Source organism: Cupriavidus oxalaticus, assembly GCF_016894385.1.
In the GTDB taxonomy this organism is placed as follows: domain Bacteria; phylum Pseudomonadota; class Gammaproteobacteria; order Burkholderiales; family Burkholderiaceae; genus Cupriavidus; species Cupriavidus oxalaticus.
Window position 1 is genome coordinate 846,074 of sequence record NZ_CP069812.1, and the last position, 21,344, is coordinate 867,417.

The 21,344-nt window shown below is 67.3% G+C and carries 19 protein-coding genes; 3 read left to right on the top strand and 16 right to left on the bottom strand.

Features of this window, described 5'->3' with window-relative positions:
• The first annotated feature begins 98 nt into the window (after nt 1-98).
• Entirely contained in the window at nt 99-1,823 is a 1,725-nt protein-coding gene (msbA, locus tag JTE92_RS16220) for a lipid A export permease/ATP-binding protein MsbA (protein ID WP_063237105.1), read from the top strand.
• A 40-nt stretch (nt 1,824-1,863) separates the two neighbouring features.
• Here the strand turns inward: msbA and waaC are convergent, their stop codons facing one another.
• The gene (waaC, locus tag JTE92_RS16225; RefSeq protein WP_063237106.1) at nt 1,864-2,850 is read right to left on the bottom strand and encodes a lipopolysaccharide heptosyltransferase I; all 987 of its coding nucleotides are present in this window, start codon (nt 2,848-2,850) and stop codon (nt 1,864-1,866) included.
• A gap of 214 nt (nt 2,851-3,064) precedes the next feature.
• Here waaC and JTE92_RS16230 point away from each other — a divergent pair, with 214 nt between their 5' ends.
• A complete protein-coding gene (locus JTE92_RS16230; protein ID WP_063237107.1) occupies nt 3,065-3,655 on the top strand; it encodes a peroxidase-related enzyme in 591 nt (196 codons plus the stop codon).
• 18 nt (nt 3,656-3,673) lie between these two features.
• On the opposite strand, the gene JTE92_RS16235 is transcribed toward JTE92_RS16230, so the two are convergent.
• The 9 genes from JTE92_RS16235 to JTE92_RS16275 form a co-directional block, all read right to left on the bottom strand.
• Nucleotides 3,674-4,186: a hypothetical protein gene (locus JTE92_RS16235; RefSeq protein ID WP_063237108.1), complete on the bottom strand. Its 513-nt coding sequence runs from the start codon at nt 4,184-4,186 to the stop codon at nt 3,674-3,676.
• Nucleotides 4,187-4,285: 99 nt separating this feature from the next.
• A complete protein-coding gene (rng, locus tag JTE92_RS16240) occupies nt 4,286-5,749 on the bottom strand; it encodes a ribonuclease G (RefSeq protein ID WP_063237109.1) in 1,464 nt (487 codons plus the stop codon).
• Nucleotides 5,750-5,838: 89 nt separating this feature from the next.
• Nucleotides 5,839-6,441: a Maf family protein gene (locus JTE92_RS16245; RefSeq protein ID WP_063237110.1), complete on the bottom strand. Its 603-nt coding sequence runs from the start codon at nt 6,439-6,441 to the stop codon at nt 5,839-5,841.
• A gap of 88 nt (nt 6,442-6,529) precedes the next feature.
• Nucleotides 6,530-7,009, bottom strand: coding sequence for a 23S rRNA (pseudouridine(1915)-N(3))-methyltransferase RlmH (rlmH, locus tag JTE92_RS16250; protein ID WP_063237111.1), 480 nt, complete (start codon nt 7,007-7,009; stop codon nt 6,530-6,532).
• Between the two features lie 71 nt (nt 7,010-7,080).
• Nucleotides 7,081-7,851, bottom strand: a complete 771-nt coding sequence (gene rsfS / locus JTE92_RS16255) for a ribosome silencing factor (protein ID WP_063237112.1) — start codon at nt 7,849-7,851, stop codon at nt 7,081-7,083.
• Nucleotides 7,852-7,911: 60 nt separating this feature from the next.
• The gene (locus JTE92_RS16260) at nt 7,912-8,637 is read right to left on the bottom strand and encodes a nicotinate-nucleotide adenylyltransferase (protein WP_063237113.1); all 726 of its coding nucleotides are present in this window, start codon (nt 8,635-8,637) and stop codon (nt 7,912-7,914) included.
• Between the two features lie 10 nt (nt 8,638-8,647).
• Nucleotides 8,648-9,559, bottom strand: coding sequence for an oxygen-dependent coproporphyrinogen oxidase (gene hemF / locus JTE92_RS16265; RefSeq protein ID WP_063237114.1), 912 nt, complete (start codon nt 9,557-9,559; stop codon nt 8,648-8,650).
• 162 nt (nt 9,560-9,721) lie between these two features.
• Complete coding sequence (gene purD / locus JTE92_RS16270; RefSeq protein WP_063237115.1) at nt 9,722-10,990, bottom strand: phosphoribosylamine--glycine ligase; 1,269 nt, start codon at nt 10,988-10,990, stop codon at nt 9,722-9,724.
• 87 nt (nt 10,991-11,077) lie between these two features.
• Nucleotides 11,078-11,803, bottom strand: coding sequence for a YebC/PmpR family DNA-binding transcriptional regulator (locus JTE92_RS16275; protein WP_063237116.1), 726 nt, complete (start codon nt 11,801-11,803; stop codon nt 11,078-11,080).
• A 176-nt stretch (nt 11,804-11,979) separates the two neighbouring features.
• Here JTE92_RS16275 and JTE92_RS16280 point away from each other — a divergent pair, with 176 nt between their 5' ends.
• Nucleotides 11,980-13,494 (top strand): helicase HerA-like C-terminal domain-containing protein, encoded by a 1,515-nt coding sequence (locus JTE92_RS16280; RefSeq protein WP_063237117.1) that lies wholly within the window; start codon nt 11,980-11,982, stop codon nt 13,492-13,494.
• Nucleotides 13,495-13,578: 84 nt separating this feature from the next.
• Here JTE92_RS16280 and JTE92_RS16285 read toward each other — a convergent pair whose 3' ends face one another.
• The 6 genes from JTE92_RS16285 to JTE92_RS16310 form a co-directional block, all read right to left on the bottom strand.
• The gene (locus JTE92_RS16285) at nt 13,579-13,740 is read right to left on the bottom strand and encodes a DUF3149 domain-containing protein (protein WP_084254436.1); all 162 of its coding nucleotides are present in this window, start codon (nt 13,738-13,740) and stop codon (nt 13,579-13,581) included.
• A 114-nt stretch (nt 13,741-13,854) separates the two neighbouring features.
• On the bottom strand, nt 13,855-14,505 hold the full coding sequence (upp, locus tag JTE92_RS16290) for a uracil phosphoribosyltransferase (RefSeq protein ID WP_063237118.1): 651 nt from the start codon (nt 14,503-14,505) through the stop codon (nt 13,855-13,857).
• A 163-nt stretch (nt 14,506-14,668) separates the two neighbouring features.
• A complete protein-coding gene (locus JTE92_RS16295) occupies nt 14,669-16,069 on the bottom strand; it encodes an MFS transporter (protein ID WP_232353229.1) in 1,401 nt (466 codons plus the stop codon).
• 586 nt (nt 16,070-16,655) lie between these two features.
• The gene (locus JTE92_RS16300) at nt 16,656-19,511 is read right to left on the bottom strand and encodes a c-type cytochrome (RefSeq protein WP_084254437.1); all 2,856 of its coding nucleotides are present in this window, start codon (nt 19,509-19,511) and stop codon (nt 16,656-16,658) included.
• Nucleotides 19,512-19,579: 68 nt separating this feature from the next.
• On the bottom strand, nt 19,580-20,077 hold the full coding sequence (locus JTE92_RS16305) for a (2Fe-2S)-binding protein (RefSeq protein WP_063237120.1): 498 nt from the start codon (nt 20,075-20,077) through the stop codon (nt 19,580-19,582).
• 96 nt (nt 20,078-20,173) lie between these two features.
• Nucleotides 20,174-21,334, bottom strand: coding sequence for an FAD-dependent monooxygenase (locus JTE92_RS16310; RefSeq protein WP_063237121.1), 1,161 nt, complete (start codon nt 21,332-21,334; stop codon nt 20,174-20,176).
• Between the last annotated feature and the right edge of the window lie 10 nt (nt 21,335-21,344).

Sequence of the window (21,344 nt, forward strand, 5' to 3'; positions counted from 1 at the left end):
GCCATTGTACCTGCAGCCTTTGCATGCCCGCCGGCGTGTGGCGCTGAATCCTTCAAGGAGTCTTCTTGTCCAGTCTTCCGACTCAAGGTACGCCCTCGATGGCCACGCGGCTGTGGTCATACCTGCGCCCTGAGCTCCGTATCTTTGTGGCGGCGATCATCGCGATGGCTGTGGTCGCGGCCAGTGAAGGCGTGATTCCAAAGGTCGTCAATGATCTCCTCGACAAGGGTTTCGGCGGCGGCTACGCCGGCACCTTGTGGCATGTCCCGGCCATCCTCACTGGGGTGGCGCTTATCCGCGGCGTTGCGCAGTTTGCTTCCGGCTACCTGCTGAACCTGATCTCCAACCGCGTGCTGCTGAAGATGCGGATGCAGATGTTCGAGCGCATGCTGCATGCCCCGGCCGCGTTCTACCACCGCAATACCGCGGCATCGCTGATCAACGCCGTGATCTTCGAGGTCAACCAGGTGCTGCAGATCCTGACCAGCGTGTTCATTACCCTGGTGCGCGATTCGCTGACCGTGCTCGCGCTGCTGATCTACCTGTTCTATACGAACTGGCGGCTGACGCTGATCGTGGCGGTGATCCTGCCGGTCATCGGCTACCTGATGTCAAAGATCAACCGGCGCCTGCGCAAGCTGAACCGGGACCACCAGACCTATACCAACAACGCCGCCTACGTGGTGGAGGAAGCGGCTGGCGGCTACAAGGTGGTCAAGCTGCATGGCGGCGAGTCGTACGAGCTGTCGCGCTTCCGCACCGTGGCTGAGCGGCTGAAGAACTACTCGATGCGCATGGCGGTGGCCGGCGGCCTGAACCAGCCGGTCACGGCGTTCCTGGCGGCGCTGGCTTTGTCCGTGATCATCACCATTGCCATGGTGCAGGCACAGGGCAACCAGACAACGGTGGGCGGCTTCACCGGCTTCGTGATGGCAATGCTGCTGCTGATCTCGCCGCTGAAGCACCTGACCGATATCAACCAGCCCCTGACCCGTGGCATCACGGCCGCCGAGATGATCTTCCGGCTGATCGACGAACCGGTCGAACCGCAGGATGGCGGCAAGGCCATCGGCAGGGCCCGCGGCGAGCTTGCCTTCGAGGGCGTCGGCTTCCGGTACGGCGACACACCGCGCGCGGCGCTGGAAGGCGTAGACCTGCGTGTCAGGCCGGGCGAGGTGGTGGCGCTGGTCGGGCCGTCCGGCAGCGGCAAGACTACGCTGGTCAACCTGGTGCCGCGCTTCTTCGACCCGACGCAAGGGCGCATCCTGCTCGACGGCCTGCCGCTGCCGGAGCTGGCGCTGAAGGATTTGCGCGACCAGATCGCGTTCGTCAGCCAGGACGTCGTGTTGTTCAATGACACCGTCGCGAACAATGTGGCTTATGGGGCGCAACCCGGCGAAGCGGTAGATATGGCACGCGTCGAGCAGGCGCTGGCGGCTGCCTACCTGACGGAAACCGTCAAGGGTCTGCCCGAAGGCGTGGACACCAATATCGGCGACAACGGCATGAAGCTGTCCGGCGGGCAGCGTCAACGGCTGGCGATCGCGCGCGCACTGTACAAGAACGCGCCGATCCTGATCCTGGACGAGGCGACTTCCGCGCTGGATTCGGAATCCGAGCGCCAGGTGCAGGCGGCACTCGAGCAGTTGATGAAGGGGCGTACCACCCTGGTCATTGCCCATCGGCTTTCCACGATCGAGAATGCCGACCGGATTGTCGTGCTGGACCACGGCCGCGTGGCGGAGCAGGGCACGCACGAGGAACTGCTGGCAGCCAACGGCCTCTATGCGGGGCTGCACCGGATCCAGTTCGCGACCCAATAACAAGAAAGCCGGCGCATGCCGGCTTTTTGTTGGTTTGCGCTCAGTGGAGCGAAGCAACCGGCGGTTGCACGCCCATCACTTCGTCGATCGCCGCCAGCACTGCGGCGCGCGTCGGAATATCGCCGTGGCCGCCAAGCGAAACGGCACGCCCTGGCGCACTGACCCCGTACAGGTGACGGGAAGTGGTGGTGAACAGGATCACGGTCGGGCGGCGCAGCGCGTCGGCAATATGCACGAAGCCTGTGTCCATGCCAACCACCAGCGAGGCCTTGCCCGTCATCTGGGCCACGCCCGTGATGCTCAGGCGCGGCATGACCTCGGCGCCGGGCACGCCGGCGGCAATGGTTTCCGCTTCCTTGCGCTCGGCCTCGTTACCCCATGGCACCAGCACGCGCAGGCCTCGCGCGGCAATCGCATTGCCCACGCTGATCCAGTCCGCCACGGGCCATTTCTTTTCCTCGCTCGAGGTGGCGTGGAACAGCATGGCATAGGGCCCCTTGTCTGCCAGTGCCGGCGTGTCCGGCGGCATCACCAGCCCGTAGTCCATTTCGTCGCTCAGTTCAAAGCCGAAAGCGCGGCTGACGGCGCGGCGCATCCGCTGGCGGGAGGAATCGGCCTCGATGTATGGGGCGAAGATGTGGTTGTAGGCGAAGCGTGCACCACTTTCCCCCAGTTCCTCCACCGGGTAGCCGTAACGATGGCGTGTACGGGCCAGGAAGGACACGATGGCGCTCTTGTAGACGCCATGGACATCCAGCACCGCATCGTATTTCTCGCGCCGCAGTTCTCGCAGCGCGCGGAAAATCTCGCGCAGGCCGGCCCAGCTGCGCTTCTTCTTGAAGCCGCGCAGCGGGGCGGAGATGACGCGCTCGATGTTGGGATTCCAGCGCGGCACATCGGCGCAGTAGGCGTCCGCGATCCAGTCGATCTTCACGCCGGGAAAGGCCCGCTGCAGGTCGGCGACCAAGGGCTGGGTGAACACCATGTCGCCCAGCGAGGTCAGCTTGACGATGAGAATACGTTTCATCGGGAGGTGATATGGCTTACGCGGATTGCGGGCGCTCGCCGTGTTCGGGAAGGGACGTAGTATGCCTTATCCAGCTGACATCCGGTTCTGCGATGCATGAGCAACATGGTGCCGGACCCGGTGCCGGCGATCCGGTAGACTTGGTCTCAATGCCCGGACAGATGAACAAGGATCGGCGAAGCCGACGAGAACGTATCGCTACCAGGAGACGCCCATGCCCGATACCGCTTTCCCAATCAGCCGCTACCCCGTCCCCGCCCTGAAAGATCTCCCCGACGACATCCATACCCGTATCCTGGAAGTCCAGGACAAGGCCGGCTTTGTCCCCAATGTCTTCCTGGCGCTGGCACACCGCCCCGACGAGTTCCGCGCCTTCTTTGCCTATCACGATGCCCTGATGCTGAAGGACGGCGGGCTGACCAAGGGCGAGCGCGAGATGATCGTGGTGGCGACTTCCGGCGCCAACCAGTGCCTGTATTGCGTGGTGGCGCATGGCGCGATCCTGCGGATCTACGAGAAGAAGCCGCTGCTGGCGGACCAGGTCGCGGTGAACTACCTGAAGGCCGATATACCGCCGCGCCAGCGGGCCATGCTCGACTTCGCGATGAAGGTATGCGAGGCGTCGCACGAAATCGGCGACGCCGATTTTGCCGCGCTGCGCGAGCATGGATTCTCCGACGAAGACGCGTGGGACATCGCCGCGATCACGGCTTTCTTCGGGCTGTCGAACCGGATGGCCAACACCATCAGCATGCGCCCGAACGACGAGTTCTACCTGATGGGCCGCGTGCCCAAGGCGAAGTAGGCGGCGCGCCGGGGAGGCTCAGCGTACCTCGGCGCAGTTCCCGCTCTTGGGGTCGAACAGCACTGGCCAGGCCTGTTCGTAAATGCCCGGCGTACAGTATTTTTCGCAGCGGTTATGCGCCAGTGTCACGCGGCGCGGGTCCTGCCACACGAGCAGCTTGCACTGGCTGCCGTCGATGGCCTGGAGTTCGATGTGCGGCGTCGTGCGTGTCTGTCGGAACTGGACCAGGTTGAACTCGCAGCTGCCGCGCCGCGACACCCACAGTTTCCATTTCAATGCCTCCACCTTGTTGGCGGTGACATCCATCAGCGCGTCCTCGCGGAAGCCGTCTTCCTCGGTGCGCTTGCATGCGCCGGCAATGGTAATGGTCCTGGATGCGATCGGCGCCGCGCGTGCCTTCGGGGGCGGCGCTTCGGCAACCGGCGCGGCGGGGGGCGGCGGGGGCGGCCGGTGTTGCGCGATCGGCAGCGGCACGCAGGCGGTGCCGAGCAGGACGGCCAGCAGACAGGCCCCATGTTTCGTGGCGTTCATGCCGGACTCCTTCTCGCAACCCTCGACCTTCGCTTAGTTATAGCGGATCGAAGGCGAAATAGGAGTAGGACCATCCCGCAGCCCGGCGTCAGGCCAGGACTACATCAGAATAATGTCGTACTGCTCCTGGTGGAAGGTCGACTCCACCTGCAGGGAGATCGGCTTGCCGATGAAATCGCCCAGCATCGCCAGGTGCTGGCTTTCTTCTTCCAGGAACAGGTCGATGACTTCCTGCGACGCCAGGATGCGGAATTCGCGCGGATTGAACTGGCGTGATTCGCGCATGATCTCGCGCAGGATGTCGTAGCACGCCGTGCGCGGCGTCTTGACCTGGCCCTTGCCCTGGCACACCGGGCATTGTTCGCACAGCACGTGCGCCAGTGATTCGCGCGTGCGCTTGCGCGTCATCTCCACCAGCCCGAGCTGCGAAAAGTTGTTGACCGTGATGCGGGTGCGGTCGCGCGACAGCGCGCGCTTGAGTTCGGACAGCACCGCTTCGCGGTGCTCGGCATTCTCCATATCGATGAAATCGATGATGATGATGCCGCCGAGGTTGCGCAGCCGCAGTTGCCGCGCGATGGTGTGGGCCGCCTCCAGGTTGGTCTTGAAGATGGTGTCGTCGAAGTTGCGCGCGCCGACATAACCGCCGGTGTTGACGTCGATCGTCGTCATCGCCTCGGTCTGGTCGATCATCAGGTAGCCGCCTGATTTCAGGTCGACCCGGCGCGACAGCGCCTTCTCGATCTCGGCATCGATATTGAACAGGTCGAAGATCGGCCGCTCGCCGGTGTAGTGCGACAGCCGCGACAGCACCGCTGGCGTGTACTCCTTGGCGAACTCCACCAGCATCTGGTAGTTCTCGCGCGAATCGATCTGGATCACGCCGGTGGCGTCGTTGATGAAGTCGCGCAGCACGCGCTGGGCCAGGTTCAGGTCCTGGTAGAGCAGCGCCGGCGCCGGCAGCGTGGTGGCGTTCTGGCGGATCGCGCTCCAGATCTTGCGCAGGTAGGCGATGTCGTTGCCGAGTTCCTCGTCGGTCGCTTCTTCGGCGATGGTGCGCACGATAAAGCCGCCGCGCTCGTCGGCCGGCACCAGGCCCTGCACCCGGCTGCGCAGCGCTTCGCGGTCCACTTCGCCTTCGATGCGCTGCGAGATGCCGATATGCGGGTCCTGCGGCAGGTACACCAGCGTGCGCCCGGCGATGCTCACCTGCGTGGACAAGCGCGCGCCCTTGGTGCCGATCGGGTCCTTGATTACCTGCACCATCAGCGCCTGGCCTTCGAACAGGGTCTTCTCGATCGCCAGCTGCGGGGTGCCGTTGCGGTCGTTGTCGCGCGGGTGCCAGATATCGGCCACGTGCAGGAATGCGGCGCGCTCCAGGCCGATGTCGATGAAGGCCGACTGCATGCCGGGCAGCACGCGCACCACCTTGCCCAGGTAAATATTACCGACGAGGCCGCGCGTGAGCGTGCGTTCGACGTGCAGTTCCTGGACGGCAGCCTGCTGCACGATGGCAACGCGCGTCTCCTGGGGCGTGATGTTGACGAGGATGTCTTCAGTCATAGCGGTGAAACGCGGTCGCCGGTGGTCCGGCGGTATTGGGGTTGCCCGGCACGGCCGGGTCTTGTGCTGGGCGGCGGCGCGGCCGGGGCTCAGAACTGCAGGCGGGCCTGGCGAAGTAACGCCGCCGTCTCAAACAAGGGCAAGCCCATGATACCTGAATAGCTGCCCGCGATCCGCTCGACAAACTCGGCCGCGCGGCCCTGGATCCCGTACGCGCCGGCCTTGCCGAGCGGCTCGCCGCTGACGACGTAGCGGTCGATCTCGTCCGGCCGCATCGGGCGGAAGGTCACTTCGGAGACCGACAGCGCGTGGTGCATGCCCAGGGTGGAGACCACCGTGACCGCCGTGAGCACGCGGTGCGTGGTGCCGGCCAGCTCGGCCAGCATGGCCTGCGCATCGGCGGCATCGTCGGGTTTGCCGAGGATGCGGCCGCCCAGGCAGACGGTGGTGTCGGAGGTCAGCACCGGCGCGTCGGGCAGGGCCCGGCGCTCGCGGCGGCGCAGCGCGGCTTCGGCCTTCAGCGCGCACACGCGCTGCACGTAGTCGTCGGGCGTTTCGCCGGGCAGGACGGTTTCCAGCGCTTCGGTGTCCTCGTCGTCATCGGCAAGCAGCAGCTCGTAGCGTACGCCCAGCTGGGTCAGCAGTTCGCGGCGGCGCGGGCTTTGGGAGGCGAGGTAGAGGTAGTGGTGCATTGCGGCAGGCGGGAGTCTGGACCTGCCGGCGGCGGGCCGGCAGTGGCGTGAATTGTAACGCCCGCAGCGGCGCGGTTCCGGTTCCGTGTCAGGCGCGGTGGTAGGGGTGGTTCTGCGTGACCGACCAGGCCCGGTACAGCTGCTCGGCCAGCAGCACGCGCACCATGCCGTGCGGCAGCGTCAGGCTGGACAGGCGGATCAGCGTACTGGCGCGTGCCTTCAGTGCCGGGTCGAGCCCGTCGGCGCCGCCGATCAGGAAGGCGACATCGCCGCCCTCGCGCTGCCAGCCGGTCAGCTGCGCAGCCAGTTGCACGGTGGTGAAGTCGCGGCCGCGTTCGTCCAGCGCGACGATGCGGCACTGCTTCGACAGCGAGCCCAGCACGGCGTCGATGCGCGCGGCTTCGCGCTGCATCACGGTGGTGGCGTTGTTGCTGGACGAGCGGGCTTCCGGCTTGACCTCGCGCAGCTCGATGCGCAGCTCAGGCGGCATGCGCTTGGCATACTCGTTGAAGCCGGTTTCGATCCAGGCGGGCATCTTGTGGCCGACGGCCACGATTACCAGTTGCATGGGGGGCGGATTGTCGGCAGTGCGGGGGCAGTGCTGGCGACGCGGCCGTCAGGCGGCCGCGCGCCGCGCCATCAGGCCGGGCGGGTGGTGCGCTTGCGCGCGGCCGGCTTGGCCGCCGCGGTCTTGGTGGCGGTCTTGCCTGCCGTCTTGCCAGCGGTCTTGGTGGCGGTCTTGGTCGCCGTCCGGGGTGCAGTCTTGCGTGCCGTGGTGCCGGCGGCGGTCTTGCGCGGCGCGGCGGCGCGGGTGCCGGCGGTCTTGGTGGCTGCCGTCTTGGTCCCGGTCTTGGCGGCAGTCTTGCGCGCCGGCTTGCGCACGGTGGCGATGGCGTCCGGGTCGGTATCCTCGTGGCCCATCGGCGGCGACGGCTCCTTCATGCCTTCGGGCAGGCGGGCCAGTGCCGGACGCAGGCTGCTGGCGCGGCGCGTACCGCGCGCGGCCGGGACTTCGTCCTCGTCCTCGTCCATCGGCTCGCTGGCCTTGGCCAGGCTGCGGACACCGGCGGCCAGCTTCATGCGCACCGGCTTGTCGCCCCAGATCTCTTCCAGGTTGTAGTACAGGCGCAGTTGCGGCTGCAGGATGTGGACCACGGCGTCGCCGCAGTCGACCAGCACCCATTCGCCCGTCTCCAGGCCCTCGACCGCCACGATATGGCCGCCGGCTTCCTTCACCGTATCCCGCACCGACGCTGCCAGCGCCTTGGTCTGGCGGTTGGACGTCCCGCTGGCAATCACCACCCGGTCGAACAGTTCGGTCAGGTGGCTGGTGTCGTACACCTTGATGTCCTGCGCTTTGACATCCTCGAGGCCGTCGACGATGGCGCGTTGCAGTTTACGAATATCCATGGTGTCTTCTTGTTCAGCTGAGATCGGTTGGGTGGTGGGCGCCGGTTGCGGGCAACCGGGTCAGGCCCTGGCCGGGGCGTCGCGGTACAGCCCGTGGCTGGCGATGTAGTGTGCCACGCCCGGCGGCAGTTGGTCATCTGCGGGTTGGCCGGCCGCCAGGCGCTGGCGCAGGTGGGTGGAAGACAGGTCGACGGCAAGCGTCTGGTCGATCCACATCCGGCCGGAGGGCGTGCATTGTATCAGGGTCGTGTCGGCCTGGCGCTGCGACAGCGCTTCCAGCACCGGGCCTTCCAGCGCGGCCAGTTCAAAGCGCGGGCGGGTGGCGGTGCACAGGTGGACGTGCGCGAACAGTTCCTGCCAGCCGTGCCAGGTGTGCAGGCGCAGCAACTGGTCGGCGCCCATCAGCCAGCACAGCGAGGCCTGCGGGCCGTATTCGTCGCGCAGCTGGCGTACGGTGTCGATGGTGTAGCTGGGACCGGCGCGGTCGACTTCCATGCGGCTGACGCGCACCCTGGCGCCAGTGTCGCCCAGCGCGGCGGCGGCCAGTTCGGTCATGGCCAGGCGGTCCGCGGCAGGCGTCACGTCGGCGCCCTTCTGCCACGACTGGCCGGTGGGGATCCACACCAGCTCGTCCAGCTCCAGATGATCGATGCACAGCCGGGCCAGCGCCAGGTGGCCGATATGGGGCGGGTCAAAGGTGCCGCCGAGGATACCCAGGCGGTAAGGCCGGGCGGGGAGGTCGCCCGCGTCGGCGGCGGGCGTGCGGTCTTGCGCGGGATTGGCCATAGGTCTGCCGTCAGGCCCAGTCGCGTGCCGGCAGGAAGTCGGTGTACAGCGCCGCTTCAGGGCTGCCCGCTTCCGGTTGCCAGTCATAGCGCCAGGTCACCAGCGGCGGCATCGACATCAGAATGGATTCGGCGCGTCCGCCCGACTGCAGGCCGAACAGCGTGCCGCGGTCGAACACCAGGTTGAATTCGACATAACGCCCGCGCCGGTAGGCCTGGAAGCCGCGCTCGCGTTCGCCGTAAGGCGTGTCCTTGCGGGCCTGCAGGATGGGCAGGTAGGCGTCCAGGAAGGCGTCGCCGACCGATTGCATCATGGCGAAGCTGCGCTCGAAGCCCAGCGCCGAGAAGTCGTCGAAGAAGATCCCGCCCACACCGCGCGCCTCGTTGCGGTGCTTCAGGAAGAAATACTCGTCGCACCACTGCTTGAAGCGCGGATACAGCTCGTCGCCATAGGGCGCCAGCGCCTGCTTGCAGGTGCGATGGAAATGGCTGCAGTCGCCGGCATTGCCGTAGTACGGCGTCAGGTCCATGCCGCCGCCGAACCACCAGACCGGCTCGGCGTCGGGCTTGACCGCCACGAAGCAGCGCACGTTCATATGGACCGTGGGCACGTAGGGGTTGCGCGGGTGGAACACCAGCGATACGCCCATTGCCTCGAAGCTGCGCCCGGCCAGCTCGGGCCGGTTGGCGCTGGCCGAGGGCGGCAGGGTGTCGCCGCTGACGTGCGAGAAGCCCACGCCAGCGCGCTCCATCACCGCGCCGCCTTCCAGAATGCGGGTCCGGCCGCTGCCGCGCAGGCGCTCGGTGGGCGGCTTCTCCCAGGCGTCGGTCAGGAACGGCTGGCCGTCGATGGCGCCGATGGCATCGGTGATGCGGTCTTGCAGACCGAGCAAATAGGCACGGACTGCCTGGGAATCGATCATGGTGGGCGGAAAACGAATGGACCGGATGGACCGGGCTGATGGCATTCCGGCAGCCCTGGGGCTGCCGGCTGCGTCACAGCGTTGTCACGATTGTACCGGCTGGGGCGGCCAGGTGGTCGCCAGGACCCGCTGAGGCCCCGCCGGCGGTCAGCCGGCGGTCAATCAGCGCTTGATGGCGCGGTAACCGATATCGGTCCGGTACTGCATGCCGTCGAACCGGATCTGCTCGACCGCGGCATAGGCGGCGCGCTGCGCGGCCTTGACGGTGTCGGCCAGCCCGACCACGCACAGCACGCGCCCGCCCGAGGTCAGCAGGGTGCCGTCCTTGAGCGTGGTGCCGGCGTGGAACGTCACGCTGTCGTCGGTCTCGGCCGGGATGCCGGTGATGGCATCGCCCTTGCGCGGGCTGTCCGGGTAGTTGTGGGCGGCCATCACCACGCCCAGCGCGGTGCGGCGGTCCCAGTCCAGCTCGATCGCGTCGAGCTTGCCGTCGACGGCGTGCTCCATCACGTCGACCAGGTCGGTCTTCAGGCGCGCCAGGATCGGCTGGGTTTCCGGGTCGCCCATGCGGCAGTTGAATTCCAGCGTCTTGAGGTTGCCGTCCTTGTCGATCATCAGGCCGGCGTACAGGAAGCCGGTGTACGGGATGCCGTCCTTCTCCATGCCGCGCACGGTCGGCAGGATGATCTCGCGCAGCGCGCGCGCATGCAGCGCGGGCGTGACCACCGGGGCGGGGGAGTAGGCGCCCATGCCGCCGGTGTTGGGGCCGGCGTCGCCATCCAGCAGGCGCTTGTGGTCCTGGCTGGTGGCCAGCGCCAGCACGTTCTTGCCGTCGACCAGCACGATGAAGCTGGCTTCCTCGCCTTCCAGGAATTCCTCGATCACCACGCGCGCGCCGGCATCGCCCAGCTTGTTGTCGGCCAGCATCATGTCGACCGCGGTGTGGGCCTCTTCCAGCGACATCGCCACCACCACGCCCTTGCCGGCGGCCAGGCCGTCGGCCTTGATCACGATCGGTGCGCCCTGCGCGTCGATATAGGCGTGCGCCTGCGCGGCATCGGAGAAGGTCTGGTAGGCGGCGGTCGGGATGCCGTGGCGCTGCATGAACGCCTTGGCGAAGTCCTTGGACGATTCCAGCTGCGCGGCCGCCTTGCTCGGCCCGAAGATGCGCAGGCCCTTGGCGCGGAAGATATCGACGATGCCGGCCGCCAGCGGCGCCTCCGGCCCGACCACGGTAAAGGCCACGCCTTCGCGCTCGGCAAAGGCGGCGATGACCTCCGGATCCGTCAGCGGAACGTTCTGCAGGCGCTTGTCGAGCGCGGTCCCGCCGTTGCCCGGCGCCACGTACACCACCTGTACCCTGGGGGATTGGGCCAATTTCCAGGCCAGCGCGTGTTCACGTCCACCCGAGCCGACAACCAATACTTTCATGATCCACTGCCAGAAAAGAAACAGATACTAAAAGGCGGCGGCCTGGTCTGAGTCCGGGCCGCCGCCAGCGGGGCTTGTTGCTTCAGCTTAGTCTTCGATCACCGCGTTGGTGAAGACTTCCTGCACGTCGTCCAGGTTCTCCAGGGCGTCGAGCAGCTTCTGCATCTTGGCCGCGTCGTCGCCGGTGAAGCTGACTTCGTTCTGCGGCTTCATCACCACGTCGGCGACTTCGGCCTTGAAGCCGGCGGCTTCCAGCGCGGCCTTGACCGCCGAAAAGTCATTGGGCGGGCAGGTCACTTCGATCGAGTCGTCATCGTTGGTGACGACGTCGTCGGCGCCGGCTTCCAGCGCAGCGTCCATCAGCTTGTCTTCCGGCGTGCCGGGGGCGAACAGGAACTGGCCGCAGTGGGTGAACATAAATGCCACCGAGCCTTCGGTGCCCATGTTGCCGCCGTGCTTGGAGAACGCGTGGCGCACTTCGGCCACGGTGCGGGTGCGGTTGTCGGTCAGGCAGTCGACGATGATGGCCGCGCCGGCCAGGCCGTAGCCTTCGTAGCGGATCTCTTCGTAGTTGGCGCCTTCCAGGCCGCCCACGCCGCGCTGGATCGCGCGCTGGATGTTGTCCTTGGGCATGTTCGCGTCCATGGCCTTGTCGATCGACAGGCGCAGGCGCGGGTTGGTGTCGGCATCGCCGCCGCCGAGCTTGGCGGCAACGGTGATTTCCTTGATCAGGCGGGTCCAGATCTTGCCGCGCTTGGCGTCAGCGGCGGCTTTCTTGTGTTTGATATTGGCCCATTTCGAGTGACCGGCCATGATGCTCTCCGAGGCGGAAAAGGTGTTGTGCGGTGATGGAATGCGGGATGCCAGGCGCGGGCGCCAGGTGACGGATATGCCTGGCGGCTGGCTATAATCAGCCGAGGATTTTATCACGCGGGCCTGCCCGCGCCGCTGCCGTGGCGAGTCCCGCGGCACTTGCTACCAGGAAGATCATGGCCGACCCCATCCTTATCGCCAAGAACGCCGAACACGAGCTGGTGCTGCTGCCGCAGATGGGCAACCGGCACGGCCTGATCACGGGCGCCACCGGAACCGGCAAGACCGTCACGCTCCAGACGCTGGCGCAAGGCTTTTCGCGCCTGGGCGTGCCGGTGTTCATGGCCGACGTCAAAGGTGACCTGACCGGCATTTCGCAGTCCGGCCAGCTGTCGGACAAGCTGAAGCAGCGCCTGGCCGACCTGGGCCTGCCGGAGCCCGCGTGGGGCGGATGCCCGACCACGCTGTGGGACGTGTTCGGCCAGAAGGGCCACCCGGTGCGCGCCACGGTCTCGCACATGGGCCCGCTGCTGCTGTCGCGCATGCTGGAACTCAACGACACCCAGCAGGGCGTGCTCAACCTGGTGTTCCGCATCGCCGATGCCAATGGCCTGCTGCTGCTCGACGCCAAGGACCTGCGCGCGATGCTGCAGCACGTGGGCGACAATGCCTCGCAGTTCACGACCGAGTACGGCAATATCTCCGCCGCCTCGGTCGGCGCGATCCAGCGGGGGCTGCTGGCGCTGGAGTCGCAGGGCGGCGATGTCTTCTTCGGCGAGCCGATGCTGAACCTGGAAGACTTCATCCAGACCGAGAAGGGGCAGGGCGTGGTCAATATCCTGGCCGCGGACAAGCTGATGAACTCGCCGCGGCTGTACGCGACCTTCCTGTTGTGGATGCTGTCCGAGCTGTTCGAGAAGCTGCCCGAGGCCGGCGATCTCGACAAGCCCAAGCTGGTGTTTTTCTTCGACGAGGCGCACCTGCTGTTCAACGACGCGCCCAAGGCGCTGCTCGACAAGATCGAGCAGGTGGTGCGGCTGATCCGCTCCAAGGGCGTGGGCGTGTATTTCGTCACGCAGAACCCGGTCGACATCCCCGACACCGTGCTGGGCCAGCTGGGCAACCGCGTGCAGCACGCACTGCGCGCATTCACGCCGCGCGACCAGAAGGCGGTCAAGGTGGCGGCCACCACCATGCGCGCCAACCCCGGGCTGAACCTGGAAACCGCGATCGGCGAGCTGGGGGTGGGCGAGGCGCTGGTGTCGTTCCTCGACGCCAAGGGCACGCCGTGCGTGACCGAGCGCGCCTGGGTGCTGCCGCCGGGCAGCCGCATCGGCCCGGCGACCGACGAGGAGCGCAAGCAGCTGATCGCGAACTCGCTGGTCGCGGGGACGTATGAGACGGCGGTGGATCGCGAATCGGCTTACGAAAAGCTGCGCGGCAGCGTGCCGACGGTTGCCAATGGCAAAGGCAAGCAGCCGGAAGCTAAACAGGAAGCCGAACAGGACAGCGGCTGGCTCGGCACTGCAGGAGATATCTTCGGCACGCTGACCAAGGGCACCGGCAAGAGCGGGCGCGGCGATTCGATTCTTGAGTCGATGGCCAAGTCGGCCGCGCGCACGGTGGGGTCGCAGGTGGGGCGCGAGTTGATTCGTGGCGTACTGGGGAGTTTGCTGGGGAAGAAGAAGTAAGGTAGTTCACGCTTGCCGGGGGTATGTGGCATGCCCTCGGTTTGCTCCCCTCTCCCGCGCGCGGGAGAGGGAGCAACTCCGTGGTCATTCATGCGCCGCCTTTCGCACTCTTTCCGCTTCCCCATCCTCGCGCATCTTTCGCGCAAACATCCGCGAGAAGAACCAGCCCATGCCGATGATGAAGACGATCACGCCCAGGCTCATCAGGCCGGTGCTGGTGCTGAACAGAATCTTGAAGGCTTCCATGCGTGGCTCCTGCGGGTTGGCCGGCGGACGACCGCCAGCGGGTGTTGCCAGTGTAGGAAGCCCTGCAGCGCCGGCCATTGAGGCTGGTCAAGCCCGCGCACGGCCGGCCCGGTGTCAGTTCTTGGTGCCAAACAGCCGGTCGCCCGCGTCGCCCAGGCCGGGCACGATATACGCATCCGCATCCAGGTGGCTGTCCAGCGAGGCCACGTACAGCCTCACGCCCGGATGCGCCTTCTGGAACACCTCCACGCCTTCCGGCGCCGCCACCAGCGCGACGAAGGTGATGGCCTCGTCCTTGACGCCGCGGCGCTTGAGTACTTCCACCGCATGCACGGCCGAATAGCCGGTCGCTACCATCGGATCGCACAGGATAAAGCTGCGGTCTTCCAGGTCAGGCAGCCGCACCAGGTATTCGACCGGGCGGTGCTGCTCGTCGCGGTACACGCCGATATGGCCGATGCGCGCCGACGGGATCAGCTCGACCAGGCCATCGCTCATGCCCACGCCGGCGCGCAGCACCGGCACGATGGTCAGCTTCTTGCCGGCGATCACCGGGGCATCCAGTTCCACCAGCGGCGTGTCGATGCGGCGCGTGGTCAGCGGCAGGTTGCGCGTGATCTCGTAGCCCATCAGCAGCGTGATCTCGCGCAGCAGCTCGCGGAAGGTGCGCGTGGACGTTTCCTTGTCGCGCATGTGCGAGAGCTTGTGCTGGATCAGCGGGTGGTCGAGGATGAACAGGTTGGGAAAGCGCGGATCTTGTTTCATGGCTGGCGGCGAGGGCTCGGCGGGGATAGGGGCAAGCGGCTGAAGCGGGCGGCCGGGTCGGGTGGAACCGGCCGCCGCGCCGTTGTAGCCGGATTGTAATGGAAGCGGGCCGCAGCGCGGCTGCGGCCCGGTCCCCGGCAAGCCGGGCCTCATCCGGCGGGCGTCAGTCCAGCGCGCGGTCCTTGGACTCGATATCCACCATGAAGATGGCGAAGGCCGCGACGGCAAGGAACGACGAAAGCAGCCCGAGCGCCAGCGTGAACTGGGTAGCCATGATCGGCGCAATGATCGAAGGGGCGAACAGGCCACCGAATCGCGCCATCGCACCGGCGGTACCCATGCCGCTGGCCCGCAGGTCCGTCGGGTACACCTCCGGCGTGAAGGCGTAGAGCGCGCCCCAGGTGCCCAGCAGCGCGAAGCTCATCAGCAGGGTGGAGCCGACGATCAGCGCGGTGGACGTGCCCAGGCTGTACAGCATGCAACCTGCCGCGCTCAGCAGCAGGAAGCCGATCAGGGTCGGCTTGCGCCCCCAGCGCTCGACGCCGTGCGCGGCGAGCGCGAAGCCGGGGAGCTGGACCAGCGCAAGCAGGATCAGGAAGACCTGGCCGCGCATGAAGCCAAAGCCCTGGCCGGCCAGCTTCACCGGCAGATAGACAAAGACACCGTAATAGGCGATCGAGATCAGCATCCACGCCGCAAGCAGGCAGATGCTGCGGCGCCGGCATCCGGCCGCGAACAGCGCAAACACCGATTTGCGCTCCATCTTCTGCGGCTCCAGCGCGCCGATTTCCACCGATACCCGATTGGCTTTGGCAACGCGCTGAAGCACCGCGCGTGCCTCTTCCGAGCGCCCCGATTTATTCAGGTAGAGCGGCGATTCGGGAACAAAGAACCGGACCACCACGCCGACCAGCGCGGGGAGGCCGGTGACGAGGAAGATCAGGCGCCAGGCTTCATCGCCACGTGAAACCGCGGCCAGCGCCAGGATGGCGAGCAGGATCGTGCCGACGGCCCAGAACGACTCCAGCAGCACCAGCCAGCGGCCACGCCGGTCGGAGGGGAGGAATTCGGCCATCATGGTGTAGTCGACGGGCAACGTGCCGCCGACGCCGATGCCGGTCAGGAAGCGCAGCAGCAGGAGCCACTGGAAATCCGGGGCGAAGGCGGAGGCGACGCCGCAGATGGCGTCCAGGATCACCGCCATCATCAGCACTGGCCGGCGACCGATCCTGTCCGCCAGGCGGCCGAAGGCAAAGGCGCCGATCAGCATGCCGACGAAGAACATCGTCCCGGTCTGCAACGCCGTCGGCACGGGAATGCCGAAGGTCGCGGCAATGGAGGGCGCGGTGAACCCGATCGACAGGACCTGCATCGCGTCAGCCAGCCAGACCAGGCCAAAGATGGCGAACAGCCGGTACTGGAACCGGCCGACGCCGGCCGCGCGGATGCCTTGCTCGATCGTGATGGTCTGGGACGACGATGCCCGCGCGCTGGGGTGCGGGGGCGCGCCGATCGTTGCCTGGGGAATTGTCGTTGCTGCCATTGAGGAAATTGATGACGACATGTTGTCTACCTTGTCTTTATAGGCTGGATCTTGAGTTCGGAAGCCCACGCGCCGCGGTGCGGCGAAACATGGTGGCTACCCCAATCTAACGAGGCCAGAACTGACCAGGTAGTCCTCTCGCAACACCCTTCTGATACTGATACGACATAGTCACTCCTTGTTGTCTACCCTTGGTTGTCGGGGCCCGAATCCCCCGGTCGGCACGGCGGTGGACTATGCAAGCCCCGGGCCAGCGCTTCCGGTGTTGTAAAGGGCCAATCTTGTGGTCTTGTGGTCTCGTCTGCCGCTCGTCTGCGCGGCTCTTGCGCGGTTCTTGCGCCGTCCTTGTGCCGGGAGGCACCGGGGCGCGTCGTGTGCTACTCATGTCGGCACTCATGTAGTGCGCACTACATGATCGTTCAGCGTAAGCTACATGAAACTGGCGGGCAAGGCCGAACTGCGGTTTCTCTCCTCGGGGTTTTCCCGCGCCTGGCGCGCAGCGTGCCGATATGCCGGCGCAGGCCTTCCTGCCCGGTGGCAAAGCGCCTGGCCAGGCACGGCACGGAATGCTGTCAGCATGGATGCGGAAGGCGCGGCGAGACTGGTCTCAGTGCGCAGGCGCCGCGCGCAGCCGCGCGACGGTGTTCTCCAGGTCCTGCCAGGCGGGTTGGTCGGGGGCAAAGCGCGCACGCAGGTACTGCACCAGCTGCGCGATCTGCCGGTCGTCGAAGGTGTCGGCATAGGCCGGCATCGCGCCCAGCTCGCTGTTGGGCGGCGCGGGCATGCCTTGCAGCAGCACCTGGATCACGTTGTCGGGCAGCTTGCTGTGCAGGTTGGTGTTGAGCGCGAGCGACGGCTTCACGCCGAACTGTGCGATGCCCTGGTCCGGCTGGTGGCACACCGCGCAGGCGCTCTGGTACAGGCGTTCACCGGGACCGCCGAGCGTGCGCGCAGCCTGCGCGCTGCGTTGTTCGAGACTGGCCGCCTGCGCGTCGAGCACGGAAGGCGCTGGCGGCGGCGGGCCGAATGACGCAACGTAGTGCGCGATCGCGCGCACATCGGCTTCAGGCAGCTGCGCGAGTTCTTCCACCACCGGCGCCATGGGCCCGGCGGCTGCGCCATGATGCGGCGCATAGCCGCCGCGCAGGTAGGTGAACAGCGCCGCCTCGGTCCACGGCACCGGTGCGTGCGAGAGCGATGTCAGCGGCGGTGCCTCCCAGCCTTCGGCACTGCCACCGGTCAGGTATTTGCGCCCGCCTTGTTCCCCGCCGAGCGCGTTGCGTGGCGAATGGCACGCGCTGCAATGGCCCAGCCCCTCGGCGAGATACGCGCCGCGGTTCCATTGCGCCGAGCGCGCGGGGTCGGGCTTGAAGGGTTCGTTGCGATGGAACAGCAGGTTCCAGCCCGCCAGCAGGGGGCGCATGTTGAACGGGAACGCCAGCTGGGTCTGCGGTACCTCCGACTTCACCGGGTCGGCCGACATCAGGTACGCATACAGCGCCTGCATGTCGGCATCGCTGACCTTGGCGAACGCGGTGTAGGGGAAGGCCGGATACAGGCGCCGCCCGTCGCGGTGGATGCCCTCGCGCATCGCGCGCTCGAAGGCGGCGAACGACCAGTTGCCGATGCCGGTCTGCACGTCGGGTGTGATGTTGGTGCTGTAGACCGTGCCGAACGGCGTTTCCAGCGGCAGGCCGCCAGCGTTCTTCACGCCGCCCGGAACGGTATGGCATACCGCGCAGTCACCGGCCGCGGCCACCAGGCGGCCGCGCTCCAGCGTGGCCGCGGAATAGAAGCCGGGCCCGGGCGGTGCGACCGGCGCGATCGGCGCGCGCCATGGCATCAGCGTTGCGCACAGGCCGGCCGCGGTTGCTGCAGCGGCGGCGATCCAGCCGCGCTTGCTGCGCTTGCCGGCGCGCTTATCTTCGTTCTCGGACAGCGCCAGCCGGATGCGCTCGGCGCTGAAGGGCGGCGTGCGCAGGCGCACGCCGGTAGCGTCAAAGATGGCGTTGGCCACGGCCGCCGCCGCGGGCATCGTATCGGCCGGCCCCGCGGCTAGCTGGTCGCGCTCGGTGAGCGTGCCGGCCAGGCGGACCTCCGGTACTGCCGTGCTGCTTGCGACGGCGGGGAGCGATTGGCCAGCAGGCGCTTCCGTCGCAGGCCAGGCATCAAAGGCTGGGCTGGCAGCGGTCAACCGCAGGGTGGCGTCGGCAACAACCTGTTGCAGCGAGTGCGCAGCGGGTGCGGCTTGCGCGGGCGCCAGCGATTCGCTGTCATGTCCCACCGTCACGCGCGTGACCGCCAGTTCGCCGGTGGTGCCGTCGACTTCGACTTCCGCCACCCATGCCGACCAGCTCTGGCCGGCATCGTGGTCGATGGTGTGCGCATAGGCAAAGCCGCGGCCGCGCCGCACGTTGCCGGCCGATGTGGCGGCGTGCGGGGCGGCTGGGGTCCAGCCGGCGCGTTCGCTGACCTGCCGGACCAGTGCCGAGCCGCGCGCGTCGTCGAGGTGCGAGAGCCGCAGCGCGACCGGATCCGTCCCGGACGCGGCGGCGATTTCATCGAGGTGGGATTCGCGCGCAAAGACATGCGCGCGCGCTGCGGCAAGCGGTGCGGCATCAAAGGCGGCCATGGCGCCGGAGGTGCCGACGTCGACATCGGGAATGCGGTAGGGCGGCATGACCGCGCTAGCTGTGTCGCCCGCATCCGTCACGGGCGACGCCGTATGCGTCAGCCAAAGTGCCAGCGGCACCGGCGGCGGGGCCGTGCCGGCCAGTGTTGCGGCGTAGGCGTCGATGGCATTGCCGCTGTGCGCGGTGTCGATATGCACGGCGAGCTGCGCACCGGACAGGCCGATATCGTCGGCGCACAGCCGGCGCATCACGGGTTTGCCGGCGGCCTGGGCCAGCAGTGCGGCGTCGGCGGCAGCATGGTGGGCGAGCAGCGCCGGATCGCCGGTATCGGCTGGCGCCTGCCAGCAGGCCAGCGCGACCTGTTGCGGCGCAATCCCCAGCAGCGCGGCCAGTTCTTCACGCAGTGCGCCCGGACGCAGGCTTTGCAGCCACACGTACAGCATGCCGTCGCGCCAGTCCGCGATCGCGGTGCAGAAGGCTTCGGACCGGGTGCCGGCCAGCGGCCACTGGTAGTGCTGCGCGTGGCGCGTGGCGGCGCTGGCAAGCGCGCGGTTGGCGTCGCCGCGCTGCGCAATGGTGTGGCGCTGCACGGGGGCTTCGTCCGCGCGAGGCGGGGCCGACCAGCGCGCCTGCAGGGCCCTGGCGGCGTTGGCCGCCAGGGCATCGCTTTCCGCGACCACGCCGGCAAACTGGTTGCGCACCACGACCGCGCGCACGCCGGGCAACGCCAGGGCGGCATCGTGGTCCGCGCCAAGCAGGCGCGGTGCCAGCGCCTTGCCGTCGATCCAGCGCAGCCCCGGCGGCGCCAGCACATGGGCGACCAGGCACATGGAAACCGGCGGCGGTGCGTGTTCCGCCAAGGTGCCGGTTTGCACGGCCTGCCGTACGAGTTCCTGCTTCACGATACCGCTCCCTCGCCGGCCTGCCGCATCAGCACCGCGGCGCGCTGCACCGCGCGCACGATTTCCACATGCGTGCCGCAGCGGCACAGGTTGAAGCGCAGCGCCTCGCGGATCTGCGCTTCGTCGGGATCGGGATTCTGCGCGAGCAGCGCCTTGGCGGTCATGATCATGCCGTTCAGGCAATAGCCGCATTGCGCGGCCTGCTCGTCGATAAAGGCCTGCTGCACCGGGTCGGGATGCTCCGCCGTGCCCAGGCCTTCCAGCGTGGTGACCGCGTGGCCCACCGCGGCCCTGACCGGCAGCACGCACGAGCGTGCGGGCAGGCCGTCGACCAGCACCGTGCACGCGCCGCACTGGCCCAGCCCGCAGCCGTACTTGGGGCCATTGCAGGCCAGGTCGTTGCGCAGGATATAGAGCAGCGGCGTGTCGGGCGCCACGCTGAGCGTATGTTCGGCGTGGTTGACTTGTAGCGTCAGGGGGCGAGGCGTGTTCATCGGGGGCGGCAAGTTGCAGATCACGCGGCCGGCTCGCCGCGCCCCTTCGTGCGAGGGGCTGCGGCGCGCAGGTTCAGGTCAAGCCTAAGGTCGGTATTACGCCGCCGCGGACAGCGGTGCGGGCCCGGCCGACACCAGCGGCACGTTGAACACATCGTAGCCGAAACACCAGTCCGGGTTCTCGTTGCTGCGCAGCCACGTGTTGTTGTGCGAGACCAGCTGGACCTTGCCGGCGCGCTCGGCGCGGTTGGCTTCATACAGCGCAAACGCGGCGGCGTAGTCGTCCAGGCCGGTTTCGGTGAAGCAGCGCGTCAGCATGGCGGCGTCCTCGATTGCCATCGCGGCGCCCTGCGCCATGTGCGGCTTCATCGGGTGGCAGGCGTCGCCCAGCAGCACCAGGCGGCCGCGGCTCCACAGCGGCAGCGGGTCGCGCTCCAGCAGCGGCCATTTGGTCACTTCGACGGTGCCTTCGATCAGGGACTGCACGCCTTCGTGCCAGCCATCGAACGCGGTGCGCATTTCCTCGATGCTGCTCGGCACCCAGCTCTTGCTCATGTCCCACTCGGGCTCGGGCACGCCGGTGACGTAGTAGATCTCGTCCAGCTTGCTGGTGTCGAAGTACACCATCATGTGGCGGTCATCGGTCCACCACTTGGTGCAGCGCTCGTGCGTGAAGCCCTTGACGCGCGAGATCGGGAACACCGCGCGGTGCGCCACGTAGCCGGTGTACTTGGGCGGCTCGGCGCCCAGCAGGGTTTCGCGGAGGCGGGAGTTGACGCCGTCGGCGCCGATCACGATATCCGCTTCGTCCACCGTGCCGTCGGTGAAGCGCAGCTCGACCACGTCGCCCTGGTCGGTGACGCTTTCCAGCTTCTTGTTGAAGAACAGCGTGCCCGGCGCCACGGCGTCGGTCAGCAGCTTGTGGAAGTCGCCGCGGTGCACGGTCAGGTAGCTGGCGCCGTAGTGCCGCTCGGCGTAGTCGCCCAGCGGGATCTGCGCGATCACCTCGCCGGTCAGGCCGTCGCGGCTGTACCAGAAGTCGGGGTGGCAGCCCATGTCGTTGAGCGCGTCCTCGATGCCGATGCGCCGCATGATCTTCATCACGTTGGGCCCCACGTGGATGCCCGCGCCCAGGCGCGAGAACGCCGGTGCCTGTTCATACAGCCTGACCTGGAAGCCGGCTCGCTGCAGCAGGGCGGCCGCGGCCGTTCCTCCGAGTCCGGCGCCGACAACTGCGATTCGCGGTTTGCCTTGCACGTTATTTCTC

What these genes read in the sequence shown, in the direction of transcription:
- msbA (WP_063237105.1), top strand. Translation starts at nt 99, where the DNA reads ATGGCCACGCGGCTGTGGTCATACCTGCGCCCTGAGCTCCGTATCTTT.
- waaC (WP_063237106.1), bottom strand. Translation starts at nt 2,850, where the DNA reads ATGAAACGTATTCTCATCGTCAAGCTGACCTCGCTGGGCGACATGGTG.
- JTE92_RS16230 (WP_063237107.1), top strand. Translation starts at nt 3,065, where the DNA reads ATGCCCGATACCGCTTTCCCAATCAGCCGCTACCCCGTCCCCGCCCTG.
- JTE92_RS16235 (WP_063237108.1), bottom strand. Translation starts at nt 4,186, where the DNA reads ATGAACGCCACGAAACATGGGGCCTGTCTGCTGGCCGTCCTGCTCGGC.
- rng (WP_063237109.1), bottom strand. Translation starts at nt 5,749, where the DNA reads ATGACTGAAGACATCCTCGTCAACATCACGCCCCAGGAGACGCGCGTT.
- JTE92_RS16245 (WP_063237110.1), bottom strand. Translation starts at nt 6,441, where the DNA reads ATGCACCACTACCTCTACCTCGCCTCCCAAAGCCCGCGCCGCCGCGAA.
- rlmH (WP_063237111.1), bottom strand. Translation starts at nt 7,009, where the DNA reads ATGCAACTGGTAATCGTGGCCGTCGGCCACAAGATGCCCGCCTGGATC.
- rsfS (WP_063237112.1), bottom strand. Translation starts at nt 7,851, where the DNA reads ATGGATATTCGTAAACTGCAACGCGCCATCGTCGACGGCCTCGAGGAT.
- JTE92_RS16260 (WP_063237113.1), bottom strand. Translation starts at nt 8,637, where the DNA reads ATGGCCAATCCCGCGCAAGACCGCACGCCCGCCGCCGACGCGGGCGAC.
- hemF (WP_063237114.1), bottom strand. Translation starts at nt 9,559, where the DNA reads ATGATCGATTCCCAGGCAGTCCGTGCCTATTTGCTCGGTCTGCAAGAC.
- purD (WP_063237115.1), bottom strand. Translation starts at nt 10,990, where the DNA reads ATGAAAGTATTGGTTGTCGGCTCGGGTGGACGTGAACACGCGCTGGCC.
- JTE92_RS16275 (WP_063237116.1), bottom strand. Translation starts at nt 11,803, where the DNA reads ATGGCCGGTCACTCGAAATGGGCCAATATCAAACACAAGAAAGCCGCC.
- JTE92_RS16280 (WP_063237117.1), top strand. Translation starts at nt 11,980, where the DNA reads ATGGCCGACCCCATCCTTATCGCCAAGAACGCCGAACACGAGCTGGTG.
- JTE92_RS16285 (WP_084254436.1), bottom strand. Translation starts at nt 13,740, where the DNA reads ATGGAAGCCTTCAAGATTCTGTTCAGCACCAGCACCGGCCTGATGAGC.
- upp (WP_063237118.1), bottom strand. Translation starts at nt 14,505, where the DNA reads ATGAAACAAGATCCGCGCTTTCCCAACCTGTTCATCCTCGACCACCCG.
- JTE92_RS16295 (WP_232353229.1), bottom strand. Translation starts at nt 16,069, where the DNA reads ATGTCGTCATCAATTTCCTCAATGGCAGCAACGACAATTCCCCAGGCA.
- JTE92_RS16300 (WP_084254437.1), bottom strand. Translation starts at nt 19,511, where the DNA reads ATGTGCCTGGTCGCCCATGTGCTGGCGCCGCCGGGGCTGCGCTGGATC.
- JTE92_RS16305 (WP_063237120.1), bottom strand. Translation starts at nt 20,077, where the DNA reads ATGAACACGCCTCGCCCCCTGACGCTACAAGTCAACCACGCCGAACAT.